This window comes from Paenibacillus sp. RC21 (assembly GCF_044907935.1).
GTDB lineage: Bacteria > Bacillota > Bacilli > Paenibacillales > Paenibacillaceae > Paenibacillus > Paenibacillus terrae_A.
The window spans coordinates 377,086-393,147 of record NZ_JBIYCS010000002.1; the positions used below are offsets into that span (position 1 = coordinate 377,086).

A 16,062-nucleotide genomic window follows, 5' to 3' on the forward strand; every position below is an offset into this window, starting at 1 on the left:
TTTATTTTATGTAAAAGAGAGTGTTCTGTAAACTGTATGGCTTACAGAACACTCTCTTAATTTTACACTCCCACTCCACCTAAATGGCGGGCAGCAGCGGAGCAATCCATTTGAATCTGAAGAAGCGAAGCGTTCGCCTTTGCAGCGGGATTCTCACCTCTAAATGTTTTATAAAACCCAAAAGAATCCCGCTGCAACAGCGATCGTAAGATCAAATGGATCGCGAAGCGCCTAACATCCCACTAACACCCTTCTCCACATTTTTAGAACTGGAAGCACAGATAACTTAAATTCCCCATCTCATAGCTCCTGTGGATGACCTTGGCCTTATTCGCCGGATCTCCACTCCCCATGGCAATAAGCAACGGTACAAAATGTTCAGCTCTCGGTACCGCTTGACGAGCATATGGGGCTTCGCTTTCATAGCGATCCAAAGCCTCCACATCTCCACTCTGTACATTTTCAATAATCCAGTCATCAAAATCAAGTGCCCAAGGCTCTGTTTTCGTTTCTCCCCATTTGACGATGCGCAGATTATGAACAGTTACACCACTGCCAATGACCAAAATATTCTGCTCACCCAACCCCCGCAGCACTTCACCGATAGCATATTGTGCTTTAGGCGATAGAAACGGATTCACGGAAATCTGGACTACCGGAATATCCGCCTCAGGATACATACGATGCAAAAGTGTCCAGGACCCATGATCCAGCCCTCGCACCCGGTCCGTTTGTACGTCAATACCCTTTTGCTCATATAATTCTTTTAACTTGGCCGCCAGCTTCACCGAACCATGCGCTGGATATTTCACCGCATACAGCTCCGGCGGGAAACCGCCAAAATCATAAATCGTATCGTAAACGTCGTCTATCGAACTAACTGTCAATGCCTGCGTTTCCCAATGGGCGGTAAAGATAACAATAGCCTTCGGGCGAATACTCTTTCCAAGCTGCTCCAGAAAGGCAGTATATTCTGTCTGTTCAATAGCAAGCATAGGTGATCCGTGGGCTAAAAACAAAGATGGCATCATGTGAAAATCCCCTTATCATTTATCAATTTATTTTTCTCAACAAGTAACTTTATGTAAGTAATAATACATAAGTAACAAGGTTATGTCAATGCAGATTTTAGCATACACTTAAAAATCGTCGCTTCCTTAAATAAAGATTGATATAGGTATAAAGTCATAGTAGTATGTAACTAAATATTCACTATAACTCGATATAAAGGACTGGTTTCTATGGAGATACATACTGCTAATTGCCCAAAGTGTGGTTCCGTTTTCCGCCAAAATCTTAGAAACCTGTGCAATACTTGTATTCAAGAAGAAAATTTATTTTATGACCGCTGTTCTAACTATTTGTGGAAACATCCCACTACTCATACTCGCCAGCTTAGTGAAGTAACCGATACACCTATGGATTTGCTTACAGACTGGGTGAGAGCAGGCAAGTTTCCCTCCACCTATAGCCAGCTTGATTATCCTTGCGAGTCTTGCCATTCCCCGATTTATGCGGGAAGGCTTTGCCATTCCTGCCTCGGTACGTTCCGTACAGCAGCGCTCGATATTCAAACCCGTGTCCCCCGTCGTACTGCGACAGGATTGTTTTCAATCGCAGGCCGCGCCAAAGTTTATTAAGTATTACAAAATAAAAAACAGCCTTTTTCCTAGGAAAAAGGCTGTTTTGCTATGAAAAACGTTTATTCGGCTTGGTACTCATCTAATCCATTCCTCGGCCCAATATTGAATCTGTTCCATTACCGGCTGAAGTGCACGGCCTTTGGTTGTCAGCTCATATTCAATGCGGACAGGAGTTTCCGGGTATACATGACGTGTAAGAATTCCTTCATTCTCCAGATCCTTCATCCGCTCAGACAGCATTTTATCGCTCATTGTAGGAATCAGATTGGAAATATCCTTAAAACGCTTGGGACCGCTCATCATGGATTGAATAATGAGTCCGTTCCAACGCTTACCCAGACATGAAAAGGCACTTTCAAAACGCGGACACATTTTTGTAAGTTGCGGTTGAACCTCCATATTTTTCACCTTCTTTAGCATTTCGGTTTGATAAAGCTTTCCTTTTGTTAGTATATATAATTTTAGCATACTTTATCCCGAAAGAAAACACTTTCTTCTTAATTTAATACCTGATCCGATAAAGTTGCCATGACCAAAGCTGATTATACAACAAACCTACATAAGAGGTATATGGCAAATGCGTTAAATAAAAAACAGACGGAATCTCAAGAGATTTCCGCCTGCAAGTCTGTTCAATATCATGCTTATTGGAATAAATAAATGGAAATTATACCAATACCCCACCGAGAGGTCTAACAGGCTCGCTTTTACCATATACTGGTCTAACTATACCTGTCGGATAAGCCCAGCGTATACTATTGGCAATGACCTTCAGAATATCGGGCTGGTAATAGGTCGGATACGTTTCATGACCCGGGCGGAAATAAAATATTTTACCACTGCCACGACGGAAGGTACAACCGGTTCTGAATACCTCTCCACCTTCAAAGTTGCTGACAAAGACCAATTCATCCGGCGCTGGAATATCAAAAAACTCACCGTACATCTCTTCGCGCTCTAACAAAATTTTGGCGTCAATTCCATTCGTAATGGGATGGGATGGATTTACGGACCAAATAATTTCCTGTTCTCCTGCCACTCTCCATATGAGATCACAGCTTGTGCCCATCAGGGCTTTGAACGGCTTGGAAAAATGTCCCGAGTGCAGCACGATCAAGCCCATACCTTCCTCTACCCGCTTTACAACACGGGCTGTAACTTCATCACTCACCTGATCGTGTGCTTTATGCCCCCACCACAACAGCACATCTGTAGAATTCAGGATTTCTTCTCCCAAACCATGTTCAGCATCATCACGTAACGTAGCCGTTCGAATTGCGAACCCTTCGCCTGAGAGGCCATCAGCCAGTGCCTTGTGTATCCCATCAGGATATACCTGTTTGGCTTCATCATTCAGCTTCTCGTTCAAAAACTCATTCCAAATGGTGACGTTAATCATCAATACTTCCCCCTATTAGGTTAGACCCACCACATCTCGCTCAGCGGTTCTTCAATGAGGACCTGGCGAAGATTGTGGACGGCTTTAGTAAAGCCTTCCTCAACGGACATCAGCCCATCCTCGTGCTCAATACTCACTACATAATCGTAACCCACCAGGCGAAGAGCACTAATAATATCCGCCCATGTTTTGATATCATGTCCATAGCCGACAGTACGGAACTGCCAAGCGCGATCCAGCATATTCGAGTAATCCTGCATATCGGTCAAACCGTATTTATTCACATTAATCGGGTCAATCGTCGTATCCTTGGCATGAAAATGGTGAATGGCTCCCTCTCGGCCCAGAATTTGAACCGCCTGTACCGGATCAATACCCTGCCACCACATATGGCTCGGATCCAGATTGGCACCAATGACCTCCCCGACCGCTTCACGCAGACGAAGCAAGGTCGCTGGCGTATGAACGGAAAAGCCACCATGCAGCTCCAGCCCGATTTTGACGTGATGATCTGCTGCGAATTTTCCGGCTTCGGTCCAGTAAGGGATAATTTTATTTTCCCATTGCCATTTTAGCACTTCCTGAAAATCATTCGGCCACGGCGCAACAGGCCAGTTCGGATACTTCGCATCCTCATGATCACCCGGACAGCCGGAAAAGGTGTTCACAACGGGAACTTCCAGCTTTTCTGCCAAACGAACCGTTTTAAGAAACGCCTCGTGATCAGCCTGTGCCAAATGCTTTTGCGGATGGATCGGGTTGCCATGACAACTGAGTGCGCTAATGGTCAGTCCACGGGACTCTACTGCTTTTTTGAAGTTTTTGAGCGCTGTTTCGTTGTCCAGCAGTTCATCCGGCTTGCAGTGTTTATCGCCCGGGTTACCGCCTGTGCCGATTTCTACTGCATCCAGTCCTTGGGATGCTACATAGTCCAAAGCCTCTTCCAGTGAACGTCCGCCGAACAATACCATAAATACTCCAAGTTTCAAACGTAATCCCTCCCTGTATTATATGTGAAAGAAGCTGCTTATCTTATAATGATGGCCTATTCAGGATACTTGCGGGCTTAATCAAAATAGACGGCTTTTCCTGTACGCGCCGATTCATAGATAGCTTCTAAAATTTCAGTAACTACCAGTGCCTGTTCCGGCTTCACAAGCGGCTCTTTATCGTCCAGAATGGCTTCGATCCACAGACGGGCTTCGCGATCCGCTTCGTTTTCCGTTTCTCCGGAGTAAAAGGCTACACCGCCCGCATCCAGATCAATTTTCGTATCAAACAAGCGGCTGTTCTTCTCCCCGTTAATACGCAGACCATCCTGCATATCGGCTCCGCCCTCAGTCCCGCATAACAGTGTCTTGGCTTCGCCAAATTCTACAACGTTCAGTGCCCAACTGGATTCCAATACAATAGTGGCTCCATTTTGCATGGTAATAAAACCAAAGGCAGAATCCTCCACCTTAAATTCCTCAGGGTTCCACGGTCCAAAGGCATTCGCCGCGTTTTTACGATCTCCGAGTTTATGGAAGGTTGAGCCCAGAACGCTTTTAGGCTTGTAATTATCCATCAGCCAGAGAGTCAGGTCGAGCGCATGCGTCCCAATATCAATAAGTGGACCGCCGCCCTGCTTATCTTCATCCAGAAATACTCCCCAAGTTGGAACCGCGCGGCGACGCAGAGCAATTGCTTTGCCTAGGTAAATTTCGCCAAGCTCTCCCTGCTCGACCAATTGTTTCAGGTACAAGCTGTCATTGCGATAACGGTTTTGATACGCAATGGACAGCTTTTTACCTGTACGGTTCGCAGCATCTAGCATTTCTCGAGCCTGCTCGGCGGTTTTGGCCATCGGCTTCTCGCACAGCACATGCTTACCTGCCTCAAGCGCAGCTACCGTAATTTCCGAGTGCGAGTCGTTGGGCGTACATACATGTACGACTTCAATGTCTTTATTTTCAAGCAGCTTACGGTAATCACTATAAACCTGGGAGCCTTCAGCACCAAACTTTGCTGCGGCCTCCTCCGCACGTTCCAGAATGATGTCACAGAAAGCAACGATCTCTGCACGCTTTTGCTTGGCAAGACTCGGCAAATGCTTGCCAGTAGCAATGCCCCCACAACCAATAATTCCGATTTTGAGTGTTTTAGACATGAATATTTCCTCCCTGAGCTGCGTATTGTTGGAGCCACTTAAAGCTGGTTTCAATGCTTTCGATTGGAGGATTCGAGCTGAAATCCTGTTCCACGACGATCCAGTTCACGCCTGCCTGAATAGCGGCGTCTGTAATGGCCTGAAGCTGCACTTCTCCTTTGCCAAGCTCTACGGTAACTGCTTTGTGCTGCTCGTCACGTGCCATATCCTTTAAGTGAATGATAGGCAGGCGTCCGCGATAACGTCCGATGTATTCCACAGGATCATAGCCTCCGTAGTATACCCAACAAGTATCCATTTCGACCTGCAACAAATCAGCGGGAACTGCATCATATAGAACATCAAATACCGGACGATCACTAATTTTCTCCGTCAATTCAAAATCATGATTATGGTAAGCCAGAACTAAGCCATGTTCTTTCACTTTTTCACCAATACGATGCAAATTGGCAAAAATCTCATCCCACTGGCGCTGTTCTTCGGTTAAATAAGGAACGATCAGGTACTTGTTGCCCAATTCTTTGTGGTAAGCGATCTCCTCATCCAAATGGTCCAGCAGGCGGGTATATTGAATATGAGTTCCAATAACTTCTATGCCCAGCTCATCCAAAAGCGCTCTGACATCCTTGGCACTACGTCCGAAAAAGGCATGAAATTCAACCCCTTTATAGCCCAGCTCAGCTACCTTGCGCAACGTACCTTCAAAATCCTGTTCAAGTTCTTCCCTTACTGTGTACAATTGCAATCCTACTTTAGCCATTGTCCTTCACCTCTTCAATTAGGATGGATGAATCGTTATATCTGTTCCATGATACAAATCCTCGTCTGGCTCAAATGTACTTTCCAACGTAATATGCTTACCTTCCAATGAGGAGCGCTGAAAAGCGTGCATAGCCTCTAATACATGATAGGCCAGTTCCACGTTAGCACGGTGGTTCTTTTCACTGCGAATGGCTCTCACCATCTCACCCGCACCTATTCCGCGTTCGTTCTTCCCACACTCAAATAAAGGTTCCACGAGCTCTGCGGTTTCCTCTCCAGATCGGCGAAGCTTGACATCTCCGTTAAAAAAGTTCGGATCAGGCAGGCTTAAGGTTCCTTCCGTACCATAAATTTCAATACGCGGCAGATCCGTCGCCCCCTGAATGTCAAAGCTGGCAATGAGCGTTACAATGGCTCCGTTATGGAAATCCATCGTTCCGGTCAAATGCGTTGGTGTCTGTACCCGCAGCGGTGTGCCGCTTTTGGGACCGGAATGTATGTAACGATCAGGAATCTGAATGCCCACTGAACTGCTGATTCGCCGGATCGGACCCAGCACATGGATCAGCGACGTCAAATAGTAAGGTCCCATGTCAAACATCGGACCGCCTCCAGCGACATAGAAAAATTCCGGATCAGTATGCCACCACTCGGGACCTCTACCCATAAAAAAGGCAGTAGCGGCTACGGGCTGCCCAATCATTCCGTTTTGTATGGCATAGCGTGCAGTCTGAATACCCGCGCCAAGAAATGTATCCGGGGCACAGCCGACACGCAGGTTTTTTGCCTTGGCTAGATCCAGAACGCGTTTGCCATCCTCCAAGGAAACCGCCAAAGGCTTTTCACTGTACACATGCTTGCCTGCCTCCAGTATCGCCATATCCGTTAGTGCATGGCTGCCAGGCACGGTCAGATTAAAAACAAGCTCAATCTCGGGCTGACGAAGCAATTCATCTACCTTGTATGCGTTTTCAATGTTAAATTCATTGGCCCTCGCTTTGGCCCTTTCCTCCAATAAATCAGCCACGGCCACCACTTCGATAAGCGGACTGTTTTGGAGATTTTCAAGGTATACCGCGCTAATGTTACCGCAGCCGATAATCCCGGCCTTCATTCGTTCCACGTCGTCACACCCCCTGGCCTCCAACATGTTCTGTATTCTGTTATAAGCCTTACAGACACAATAGTATTCTATTTCCGTTTCGTTTAAAATGAATAATATGATTAAAACATGAACAATCTGGTCAATATTTGAAGCAGCCATATGCCCAAAGGAGTCATCATCATGTCTATCGTCGAGCCTTGTCAGGTTCTTACCGCAGGCTATTCCTTCCATCGTAAGCCCTTTTATTCGAACCAGCCCGAAGGGATCAAAAATTATTTATTTCGTCTACAAACAGACGGACGCTGCCAGGCCCGCATTAACGGGGAAATGACACGGATTGAGGCGGGTGACCTGCTGCTGTTCAATCCTATCGAGCCTTATGAGCTGGACATTCACAGTGAGTTAAATCCCATGGGGGAACAGGTCGTGGAGAGCGGAGATTATCACATTTTTTTTGGAGGCTCCTGGGTAGATGAGTGGTGGCACCATCACAAACGGCCCAACCGCATCAAGGTCCAGCTTACCGAAGCACTGCTTGGCCTATTTCGGCAGCTTGTGATGGAGCAGCGGCGTATTTCTAATCCTTATCCGGAAATATCGAGCTATTACATGCGCATTCTTTGCCTGGAGTTTGACCGTATGCTATCCGAGCATCCGACTTCCACCCATCATAATTATCTCGCTTATCAGATTAAAAATTATATTGAAGAAAATGCTTCTTCCAATTTTAAGCTGGATGACGTGTCCTCACACATCGGCATCAGCGTATCCAGAGCTGTACATCTGTTCAAGGAAACATTTAATACGAGTATTATGCAGTACACACTGGATATCAGGCTCAACATGGCGAGGGAGCGCATTATTTTCAGCCCCATGTCTTTGGAACAGGCAGCCGAATCGTCCGGTTTTGCAAACTATACGTATTTTCACCGCGTATTTCGCTCCCGCTTCGGCATGTCGCCCAAGGAATTCAGAGTGATCCACCGCGAGCAATTGTAGTATTGGTAAAAATAAAACCTTGAGAGAGCCTTTCTTGCTCCATCAAGGTTTTGTTTTGTTCCGATTTCAAAATTATACTTCATATTTCTTCTGAGTCTGCAAAATATCTACGGTGCAATCGTCAGCATCACTACTGACATCGGTGGCAGTGTAACATCCAGGCTCTGATCTTGCTGCTGGAAGGACGTGAAAGTTTCCGTTTTCACACGCTCCGGCTGATCAAATGTATTGTGTGCCTGCATATCGTCACTGGCGAGAACAACGCCGCTAATTTGCTTAACGTTTTCCAGCCCTCTCAGCTCCAGATTCAAGGAAGCCGCCTCGCCCGGATGGACGTTGCACAAACTCACATGAATATATCCGTCCTGCGCCTTGGAAGCGGACACACTCACCTGTGGAATGGAATTACCATCATACTCATAATTGCCTACGGTTACATGGGTAGCCAGCGCTTGTGCATCCTGATGCACCTTGAACATTTCAAATACATGGTATGTCGGCGTCAGTAGCATAGCAGGTCCTTCGGTCAGAACCATAGCCTGCAAAACGTTGACCATTTGAGCAATATTCGTCATTTGTACACGGTCATGATAATCGTGGAAAATGTGCAGGTGCAGTCCGGCTACCAGCGCATCGCGCATCGTATTTTGCTGATACAGGAAGCCCGGATTGGTACCCGGCTCGGTCAGGAACCAGGTTCCCCATTCATCTACAATCATTCCGACCCGTTTGTCAGGATCATATTGGTCCATAATAGCAGAATGGCGTGTAATCAATTCATCCATACGTAATGATTTTTTCATCGTCTCAAACCATTCCGCTTCATCAAAACCAAGTGCTTGCCGTTTCGCTTCCCAGGTGCCCGGGACCGTGTAGTTATGCAGACTCAAGCCATCCATAAGATGCCCAGCTTCACGCATCAGCACTTCGGTCCAACGATAATCGTCCACATTGGCCCCGCCCGCAATCCGGTAGATACGGTTATCACCATAATTACGGACATACGTCTGATAACGACGATACAGATCAGCATAATATTCCGGACGCATATTGCCGCCACAGCCCCAGTTTTCGTTACCTACGCCAAAATATTTAAGCTTCCATGGCTGCTCACGCCCGTTTTCCTGCCGCCATGCGGCCATAGGGGATTCCCCGTCAAAGGTCATGTACTCTACCCACTCCGACATCTCCTGCACCGTACCACTGCCAACATTCCCGCAAATATAAGGCTCAGCGTCTAACAGCTCACACAGCTGAAAAAACTCATGGGTGCCAAAATGATTATTTTCAACCACACCACCCCAGTGTGTATTGACCATTCTTTTGCGATTTTCCTTCGGTCCGATGCCGTCCTTCCAATGGTATTCATCGGCAAAACAGCCACCTGGCCAGCGCAGCACAGGAATATTCAGCTTTTTGAGCGCTTCTACCACATCATTGCGAATCCCGTCCGTATTTGGAATCGGGGAATCCTGTCCAACCCACAAACCTTCGTAAATACATCGTCCAAGATGCTCGGCAAATTGTCCGTAAATATTTTTATTAATAACGCCTTGCTCCCAATCTGTATGCACAACAATAGAACCCTTCATGACAAGCCCTCCTCAAAAATAGTAAAGTTCATTAGACTATACATTTCAATGATTACGCTTTCATAAAATTAAAAAATATGGCGTATACCTGATTCTCTTTTCCATCTCAACGTTTACAATCATGCAATGTAACAGCTTAGATAGTTAATGTAAATATTAATAATTAAACAAAAATATTTTACATGTTTAATATATTTTATTGCCTTCTATTTGTCAATCGTTAACCCATAGCTCCACCCAAACCAAAAAGTCTGCCCTCAAGGCAGACCATGGTATGTCCACTTTAGCTCGTGATCACAGAAACAGCCGCATGTTCAGTGGAGTCTGAGCCTACTTCATTTCAAGGATGTCCCTTGCCAGCGAGAACCGCTATAGCCGGGACAATTTTGATTGACTGCCAGAGCGCGTACACGGACAATACTTCCGCTGATGCTGCACGTATGCCCACCCATTAACTCATCACATTGCGAGCAAGCTAACAGTCTGGTCTCGTACACATCATCGGTCACACATTCCATTCCGGGCCTCATGTTGTTTATAATTCTGGTAATTTGCTCTTCCGAAATAGCGATGTCCCTTTCACACCCTTTACAGGTGTTTGGTGCGGTTATACCTTCCATCATCGGCTTACCCTCTCTTTCAAACAACGTCCTGAGTACATGCGGCTGGAGGACCTTATTTCCGTTCCGGCGGGAGCTGGGCAGCCGCTTCAGATACGACCATCGCCAAGTCCTCATTTCCGAACATGGACAGCACTCCTAATACTGTGTCTAGTGGAATATCTCCCGCTTCTTCACGCGATACGGTCAGCTTACGTACTCGCAACAGACGCTCATTGCTATCCTGCTGCGGATAAGCTGCATGATACAGCTCCTCTGGCTCCAGCCCGTGATTGATGCACCATTGCGCAAACACAAGGATCATCATATCCTCTTCCTGCTTATAATTTTCGATGATAGCCTCTTCTAACTGTTTACCGCGGTTGTGCTCTTCCATTCGTTCATTTCTCCTTCAATCTATTTCTCGATGTCTCGACTGCCTTGATGGCTGTCGTTCCTTCTGTGTTAGTCATTCAAACGGCTAATGAGTTCGTCCGCCAACATATGACTTTCCAGCACCCTGCCAGCACGCACACTGCACTCCTCTGGACGATGAATATGCTCCAGAAAATGATTTACCACTCCGGTGAATCCCCGTCTTTCCAGAATTGTGTCCCAGCTTCCAAAAGATTGTGACAATGACGGCTTATTTTTTTGCATAAAAATAGCCTGTTCCATGTTGGTCACCTCGACGGAACGACCTGCCCCATGCAGCTCCAGCCTCTCAATGTCAGCCCCTGCCTGTCTGTTCATACTGTAGCTACCGGAGGCATTTCCCAAACGTACCGACCCGAATGCAGCGTTCATATATCCTTCACTCGTCGTGTCCAGACTGCTATGCAGCAGCTCATAATCATCGCCACCCAGCCACAATAGCAGATCGAGCATATGAATCAAATCATCATAAACCGTCTGTGCCGCAAGTCTCTGATCATATCCAGTCCGATGCTTGATCGCCGCGCATTGGCTGAAACCTCCTGCTTCCTCCAGCCACGCTTTAGCAGCTACATAATGCGGGGCAAAACGTCGGTTAAAGCCGACCGCCAGCAGCACAGCCTGTGCCTCCGCAAACGCGGTCATTTCCAGATTTTGACGCACATCATAGGACAGAGGTTTATCCACATACACCGCAACACCTTTTTCAATACACGCCATAACCAGATCAAAATGGGCTTCGGTCGCAGCATGTATGAATACAGCCTCCGGCTCCCATGCCAGCATTTCCTTTACATCCGTCGTTCCTCTCGGCAGCCTGTATTGCTCCATAATGGAACTAACCGGCTCCTGCGAACGGTTCATGACTCCTACAATATCTACACCTTCGTGCGCAGTCAGCAGCGGCAAATACACTTTGCGGGCAATACCGCCCAGACCTGCAATAGCCACTCTTGTTTTCGTTTGCTTATTCATATCATACCCACCTCTGATGACTCATTTCTTCTGTTGTCTAGTTTACATGGAAGTCAGCTGACAAGCAAAGAAAAGAGGCTGCCCCGATCCAGTTAGACCTGACGGAACAGCCTCTATGCATGAGCCTTCAGCTTCAGCTACGATGATTTCAGTGTGCTTAACTTAGGCGTGCAGCGCTTGTTTTCTTGTTTTTTCACTTTTTATTTTTTTAACACGCATTCCAATGGCTACGACCAGAACAACGACTAGAACTTCAAATCCGTATTTGACGACCCCATTCGTGAACCAATGTGCAATCAGCGGCTCGGCCACTACCATTTTGGCAGCAGTATAGGCCAGTACAGCAGCTCCAATTGTAATGACCATCGGAAAACGTTCGGTCAGCTTCAAGATAATTGTACTGCCCCATACCATAATCGGAACGGAGATCGCCAGTCCCAAAATAACAAGCAACATATTTCCATGAGCTGCTCCTGCAACGGCAAGTACATTGTCGAGCCCCATCATGGTATCGGCAATAATAATGGTACGAATCGCTGCCCACATTTGATTGGTTGCAGAGATTTCATGTTTTTTCTCCTCAACCAGCAGCTTGTAAGCAATGTAGATGAGCGCAAGCCCCCCGATTAAACGCAAGCCGTAAATTTCCAGTAAGTACGTGACCAGCAAAGTAGCGATAACTCGAATGACAACCGCGCCGACCGTCCCCCAAATAATGACCTTTTTTTGATTGGCCTTCTCGACATTACGGGCTGCCAGACCAATCACAATCGCATTGTCACCAGCCAGCACCAAATCAATGATAATGATTGACAATAGTGCGGTTAAAAACTCGATTGACAAAAAATCCATACGTTTCTCCCACCTTCTTTATTTATTTGTTATACTGTACTTAGTTCTGCGCTTTATACTAAAAAAGCGCCATTTCACGGAATCCGGAAACGGCGCTTGACCCAAATTTAGCATCAAAAAAAGACCATTACCCGGATTCCAAAAATCCTGGCAAAGGTCTCGCTTACAACATTACGTTGCCAATAAAGCCGGGGATTTAAAAAATCCCGTAATGACGACTTTACTCGTTGAGCTACTCCCCTTTGGGAACTATTCTGTTAGTGGCAGTATAGCACACATTATCAGGAATGTGAACCCTATTTTTTTCTGTATAAGCGACAAGCCGAACAGGGATATTGAAAGAGGTATGTAAATGAAAAAATGGCTACTCGCCGCAGCTTATGTTTCGCTGCTCTGCATCGCGTTTATCTACAGATATGATTGGCTCGCCTGGGCGAACAAGCAAACCTCATTTCCAGTTCTGCTGCTGCTCGCGTTTCTATTCGCGTTAATTCCATTTGTGCCTTACAAGCTGATTATCGCTTCCATTGCTTATGCAGCAGGTGCCTGGCAAGGCGCACTTATCTGCTGGCTCGGCACTACATTGGCTGCGTTGGTGGTTTACGGGGCGGTACTTACCCTCTTCCGTGACAAAGGACGGGCTTATCTGGAGCGAATTCCAGCGTTAGAGCGCTTGAACCGGGTCATGGAGCGAGAGCCTTTTGCTGCTGTGCTGCTGGCCCGCCTGATTCCGATCATCCCGCAGGCAGCTGTGAATGTATATGCCGGGGTCGCAGGCTTTCCGTTCTGGAGCTTTATGCTGGGTACGACGATTGGCAAGCTTCCTGCAATTGCGGTATACGCTTATGCAGGCGGGACTATTGCCGAACGTCCGGTCACTGGTTTGCTCATTTTGCTGCTGTATACAGCACTGGTGGGCGGTGGCTTTGTGCTTTACCGCAAAAAGATTCAACGTGTTAATAAATCATAGCTTCTGTGAGCCTGCCGCTAGATCAGTAAGGATGAAGGTTAGCGGTGGCTTTTAGTCCAAAGAAATTTGCAAAGCTGGTTTGTTTCTGTCGTTCCATTGGATTTTGCGAACATGTCGTATATAATTTAATTGTAAGCTATTTAAATAACAACTAATTGAAACTTTCTCAGAATGGAGTGACAAATATGAGCACCAACAATCCAAACACCGTGGAGAAGGCAACTTTTGCAGGCGGCTGCTTCTGGTGCATGGTTTCCCCCTTCGAGGAACTACCCGGCATTTTAAAGGTAAGCTCCGGTTACACAGGAGGACATACGGAAAACCCGACCTATGAAGAGGTATGTTCCGAAACAACGGGACATGTAGAAGCAGTACAGATTACATTTGATCCGCAAATCTTCCCATATGAAAAATTATTAGAGCTGTTCTGGAAACAGATTGATCCGACGGATGAAGGTGGACAATTCCACGATAGAGGTTCATCCTACCAAACAGCTATTTTCTATCATAACGAAGAACAACGAATCAAGGCAGAGGCTTCCAAAAAAGTGCTGGGTGAAAGCGGCCGTTTTGACAAGCCCATTGCTACACCAATTCTGCCTGCGGCAACCTTTTATGAAGCGGAAGAATATCATCAGGACTATCATAAGAAGAATCCCGCCCATTACAAGCGTTACCGCAAAGGCTCTGGACGTGAAGATTTTATTGAGCAAAATTGGTCGGGCAAAATAGATAAATCTGATCTTAAAGATCGGCTGACACCTATTCAATACGAAGTAACACAAAAAAACGCGACCGAGCGCCCTTTTCAAAATGAGTTTTGGGACCATGAGGGTGAAGGGATTTATGTGGACATTGTTTCGGGAGAGCCTTTGTTCAGCTCGCTCGACAAATATGATGCAGGTTGCGGTTGGCCCAGCTTTACTCGCCCGCTGCGCAGCTATAACGTCAAAGAAAAAAACGACCTCAGCCACTTTATGATTCGTACCGAGGTCCGTAGTCGCGAAGCGGATTCCCATTTGGGACACGTATTTGATGATGGCCCAGGTCCTGATGGCCTGCGCTATTGTATTAATTCCGCTGCGCTCCGTTTTGTGCCTCAAGAAGACTTGGAACGTGAAGGCTATGGAGCCTATAAGTCATTATTTGAAAAGTAAGTAGACTTCAAAAATATTTTAGACTGGCCCAGAAATCATCTTTCGCAGATGGCTCCGGGTCAGCTTTTTTTGAATTAAACTGGTGAATTCAGTTTCCGGCTCAGTCCATAATCCATCCAAGCCAGATTGCGAGCGGCACCAATAGCAATTGTGCAAGCAAGGTACCTCCCAGACGCGAAATGATCATCCAGCCGTACATACTGTTCATACGATTTAAGGGCAGCTCCCCGCGCAGCGTTTTTTCAGACAATACCGCCAATCTGGGATCAATTAGCAAAGTTAGCAGTACCGTTGCCATACCATTGATTAGACCCGATGACATAGACATTGCTGTACCCTGAGCGGGCCACAGGAATGATGCATATAAAGCAGACACCACTCCAGTCGTATATATCGCGGTCACAATCATATTCAGGGTAATCAGACGCTTTGGGATCGCTCCCTTGAACAGCGAGGTGAGCATGGACCAGGTTGGACGCTTCATGTAGTAGCCTGCATGCTTCCAGTGGTTGCGCACCATTAAATGACGCACCAATGCCGGAATAGACCCGGTATGCTCCAGATGCACAATCCATCTGGCGGACATGCGTACCACTGTCGGATACAAAATTATAGCGATCATGGTTCCAACGGTTGCTGCCAGTAGGACCCCATGCATATACAGCTCCAGTCTAACATCAGCCCCACTCGCTCGCACGGCGGCCTTAGCCTGATCGACCATACCTCCGAGTAAAGGTCCCTGCGCCATATTAGAGGTGCGTGAAACCAACAGCAGCATACTTGCAACGGTTAAAGCCAATCCAATCCGACGCGCTCGCAAACCGCCAAGCCGGAGGGCATAGGACAAGCTATCTGTAGTATGTATGATGATGGTTAGCATAAAGACGAAACCCCAGGCAAGCAAATGCCCCACTCCTTTTCATATTTAAATCCTGAGCATGTAAGACCCTGACATTCTGTACACCATTATACGCTTTTTCTCAAAATACATTTTACAATATATTCATTTCTTGCTTTCCGTTTATTTAAGCGGACAGCGGGTAATACATAATACATCATCTGCTATAGGGAGTGATTAGCTGTCCCTTGGACCAAACATGATTATCCCCCATCTATGAAAAATCTGGAGCCTCGTGTGCGGGAAAGGCAATCATTCCGCTTCTTACGGATCTCAGGAGCCTATTCATGTCGTGCCACATGAGGATGGCTGGGCTATTAAGGAAGAAGGACATGACAAGTCTGCTTCAACCTTTAAGCACAAAAATAAAGCGGTGGACGAGGCTCGAAAATGAGTAGACTGCCAGCAGATTTCGGCGATTATTTATGACCGGAGCGGACGTATTCATTCTACTTTGAAGCCTTCCTGACAAAGCCTGGATACAGCGAAAGGGTGTCACGTAGGAAGATTTCTCTCCTGACGTAACA

The 16,062-nt window shown here is 46.6% G+C and carries 18 protein-coding genes; 5 read left to right on the top strand and 13 right to left on the bottom strand.

The features are described 5' to 3' along the window. Positions 1 to 263: 263 nt before the first annotated feature. Positions 264 to 1,031 carry a DODA-type extradiol aromatic ring-opening family dioxygenase gene (locus ABIA61_RS06970; RefSeq protein ID WP_404580512.1) on the bottom strand — a complete coding sequence of 256 codons (768 nt, stop codon included), beginning with the start codon at positions 1,029 to 1,031 and terminating at the stop codon, positions 264 to 266. A gap of 330 nt (positions 1,032 to 1,361) precedes the next feature. Between ABIA61_RS06970 and ABIA61_RS06975 the strand changes: the two genes are divergently transcribed. Next, the gene (locus ABIA61_RS06975; RefSeq protein ID WP_404518881.1) at positions 1,362 to 1,640 is read left to right on the top strand and encodes a hypothetical protein; all 279 of its coding nucleotides are present in this window, start codon (positions 1,362 to 1,364) and stop codon (positions 1,638 to 1,640) included. Positions 1,641 to 1,718: 78 nt separating this feature from the next. Here ABIA61_RS06975 and ABIA61_RS06980 read toward each other — a convergent pair whose 3' ends face one another. The 6 genes from ABIA61_RS06980 to ABIA61_RS07005 all read right to left on the bottom strand — a co-directional run bounded on the left by ABIA61_RS06980 (position 1,719) and on the right by ABIA61_RS07005 (position 7,076). Further along, positions 1,719 to 2,042, bottom strand: a complete 324-nt coding sequence (locus ABIA61_RS06980) for a winged helix-turn-helix transcriptional regulator (RefSeq protein WP_044647281.1) — start codon at positions 2,040 to 2,042, stop codon at positions 1,719 to 1,721. Between the two features lie 268 nt (positions 2,043 to 2,310). Further along, positions 2,311 to 3,042 carry a ThuA domain-containing protein gene (locus ABIA61_RS06985; protein ID WP_404580513.1) on the bottom strand — a complete coding sequence of 244 codons (732 nt, stop codon included), beginning with the start codon at positions 3,040 to 3,042 and terminating at the stop codon, positions 2,311 to 2,313. A 20-nt stretch (positions 3,043 to 3,062) separates the two neighbouring features. Further along, the gene (locus ABIA61_RS06990) at positions 3,063 to 4,031 is read right to left on the bottom strand and encodes a sugar phosphate isomerase/epimerase family protein (RefSeq protein WP_404580514.1); all 969 of its coding nucleotides are present in this window, start codon (positions 4,029 to 4,031) and stop codon (positions 3,063 to 3,065) included. A 77-nt stretch (positions 4,032 to 4,108) separates the two neighbouring features. Next, positions 4,109 to 5,191, bottom strand: a complete 1,083-nt coding sequence (locus ABIA61_RS06995; RefSeq protein WP_283652337.1) for a Gfo/Idh/MocA family protein — start codon at positions 5,189 to 5,191, stop codon at positions 4,109 to 4,111. Then, a complete protein-coding gene (locus ABIA61_RS07000; RefSeq protein ID WP_283652338.1) occupies positions 5,184 to 5,951 on the bottom strand; it encodes a sugar phosphate isomerase/epimerase family protein in 768 nt (255 codons plus the stop codon). The genes ABIA61_RS06995 and ABIA61_RS07000 overlap by 8 nt, the downstream gene beginning before the upstream one ends. Before the next feature lie 18 nt (positions 5,952 to 5,969). Beyond that, positions 5,970 to 7,076, bottom strand: a complete 1,107-nt coding sequence (locus tag ABIA61_RS07005; RefSeq protein WP_283652339.1) for a Gfo/Idh/MocA family protein — start codon at positions 7,074 to 7,076, stop codon at positions 5,970 to 5,972. Between the two features lie 162 nt (positions 7,077 to 7,238). Here ABIA61_RS07005 and ABIA61_RS07010 point away from each other — a divergent pair, with 162 nt between their 5' ends. Then, positions 7,239 to 8,057, top strand: a complete 819-nt coding sequence (locus tag ABIA61_RS07010) for an AraC family transcriptional regulator (RefSeq protein WP_283652340.1) — start codon at positions 7,239 to 7,241, stop codon at positions 8,055 to 8,057. 107 nt (positions 8,058 to 8,164) lie between these two features. Here ABIA61_RS07010 and ABIA61_RS07015 read toward each other — a convergent pair whose 3' ends face one another. The 5 genes from ABIA61_RS07015 to ABIA61_RS07035 all read right to left on the bottom strand — a co-directional run bounded on the left by ABIA61_RS07015 (position 8,165) and on the right by ABIA61_RS07035 (position 12,510). Next, positions 8,165 to 9,649: an alpha-N-arabinofuranosidase gene (locus ABIA61_RS07015; protein WP_404580515.1), complete on the bottom strand. Its 1,485-nt coding sequence runs from the start codon at positions 9,647 to 9,649 to the stop codon at positions 8,165 to 8,167. A gap of 335 nt (positions 9,650 to 9,984) precedes the next feature. Further along, a complete protein-coding gene (locus tag ABIA61_RS07020) occupies positions 9,985 to 10,269 on the bottom strand; it encodes a DUF6171 family protein (RefSeq protein WP_283658019.1) in 285 nt (94 codons plus the stop codon). A gap of 55 nt (positions 10,270 to 10,324) precedes the next feature. Continuing rightward, positions 10,325 to 10,645 (bottom strand): hypothetical protein, encoded by a 321-nt coding sequence (locus ABIA61_RS07025; RefSeq protein WP_283652342.1) that lies wholly within the window; start codon positions 10,643 to 10,645, stop codon positions 10,325 to 10,327. Positions 10,646 to 10,713: 68 nt separating this feature from the next. Beyond that, on the bottom strand, positions 10,714 to 11,658 hold the full coding sequence (locus ABIA61_RS07030; protein WP_404580516.1) for a Gfo/Idh/MocA family protein: 945 nt from the start codon (positions 11,656 to 11,658) through the stop codon (positions 10,714 to 10,716). A gap of 162 nt (positions 11,659 to 11,820) precedes the next feature. Continuing rightward, positions 11,821 to 12,510 carry a TerC family protein gene (locus tag ABIA61_RS07035; RefSeq protein WP_044647291.1) on the bottom strand — a complete coding sequence of 230 codons (690 nt, stop codon included), beginning with the start codon at positions 12,508 to 12,510 and terminating at the stop codon, positions 11,821 to 11,823. 352 nt (positions 12,511 to 12,862) lie between these two features. Here ABIA61_RS07035 and ABIA61_RS07040 point away from each other — a divergent pair, with 352 nt between their 5' ends. Next, on the top strand, positions 12,863 to 13,480 hold the full coding sequence (locus ABIA61_RS07040; RefSeq protein ID WP_404580517.1) for a TVP38/TMEM64 family protein: 618 nt from the start codon (positions 12,863 to 12,865) through the stop codon (positions 13,478 to 13,480). Between the two features lie 185 nt (positions 13,481 to 13,665). Continuing rightward, entirely contained in the window at positions 13,666 to 14,637 is a 972-nt protein-coding gene (gene msrA / locus ABIA61_RS07045) for a peptide-methionine (S)-S-oxide reductase MsrA (RefSeq protein WP_404580518.1), read from the top strand. A gap of 100 nt (positions 14,638 to 14,737) precedes the next feature. Here the strand turns inward: msrA and ABIA61_RS07050 are convergent, their stop codons facing one another. After that, complete coding sequence (locus ABIA61_RS07050) at positions 14,738 to 15,541, bottom strand: lipid II flippase Amj family protein (protein ID WP_283652346.1); 804 nt, start codon at positions 15,539 to 15,541, stop codon at positions 14,738 to 14,740. Between the two features lie 286 nt (positions 15,542 to 15,827). Between ABIA61_RS07050 and ABIA61_RS07055 the strand changes: the two genes are divergently transcribed. Then, complete coding sequence (locus ABIA61_RS07055) at positions 15,828 to 15,929, top strand: DUF2188 domain-containing protein (protein WP_283652347.1); 102 nt, start codon at positions 15,828 to 15,830, stop codon at positions 15,927 to 15,929. Positions 15,930 to 16,062: the final 133 nt, after the last annotated feature.

What these genes read in the sequence shown, in the direction of transcription:
- ABIA61_RS06970 (WP_404580512.1), bottom strand. Translation starts at nt 1,031, where the DNA reads ATGATGCCATCTTTGTTTTTAGCCCACGGATCACCTATGCTTGCTATT.
- ABIA61_RS06980 (WP_044647281.1), bottom strand. Translation starts at nt 2,042, where the DNA reads ATGGAGGTTCAACCGCAACTTACAAAAATGTGTCCGCGTTTTGAAAGT.
- ABIA61_RS06985 (WP_404580513.1), bottom strand. Translation starts at nt 3,042, where the DNA reads ATGATTAACGTCACCATTTGGAATGAGTTTTTGAACGAGAAGCTGAAT.
- ABIA61_RS06995 (WP_283652337.1), bottom strand. Translation starts at nt 5,191, where the DNA reads ATGTCTAAAACACTCAAAATCGGAATTATTGGTTGTGGGGGCATTGCT.
- ABIA61_RS07000 (WP_283652338.1), bottom strand. Translation starts at nt 5,951, where the DNA reads ATGGCTAAAGTAGGATTGCAATTGTACACAGTAAGGGAAGAACTTGAA.
- ABIA61_RS07010 (WP_283652340.1), top strand. Translation starts at nt 7,239, where the DNA reads ATGTCTATCGTCGAGCCTTGTCAGGTTCTTACCGCAGGCTATTCCTTC.
- ABIA61_RS07015 (WP_404580515.1), bottom strand. Translation starts at nt 9,649, where the DNA reads ATGAAGGGTTCTATTGTTGTGCATACAGATTGGGAGCAAGGCGTTATT.
- ABIA61_RS07020 (WP_283658019.1), bottom strand. Translation starts at nt 10,269, where the DNA reads ATGGAAGGTATAACCGCACCAAACACCTGTAAAGGGTGTGAAAGGGAC.
- ABIA61_RS07025 (WP_283652342.1), bottom strand. Translation starts at nt 10,645, where the DNA reads ATGGAAGAGCACAACCGCGGTAAACAGTTAGAAGAGGCTATCATCGAA.
- ABIA61_RS07030 (WP_404580516.1), bottom strand. Translation starts at nt 11,658, where the DNA reads ATGAATAAGCAAACGAAAACAAGAGTGGCTATTGCAGGTCTGGGCGGT.
- ABIA61_RS07035 (WP_044647291.1), bottom strand. Translation starts at nt 12,510, where the DNA reads ATGGATTTTTTGTCAATCGAGTTTTTAACCGCACTATTGTCAATCATT.
- ABIA61_RS07040 (WP_404580517.1), top strand. Translation starts at nt 12,863, where the DNA reads ATGAAAAAATGGCTACTCGCCGCAGCTTATGTTTCGCTGCTCTGCATC.
- msrA (WP_404580518.1), top strand. Translation starts at nt 13,666, where the DNA reads ATGAGCACCAACAATCCAAACACCGTGGAGAAGGCAACTTTTGCAGGC.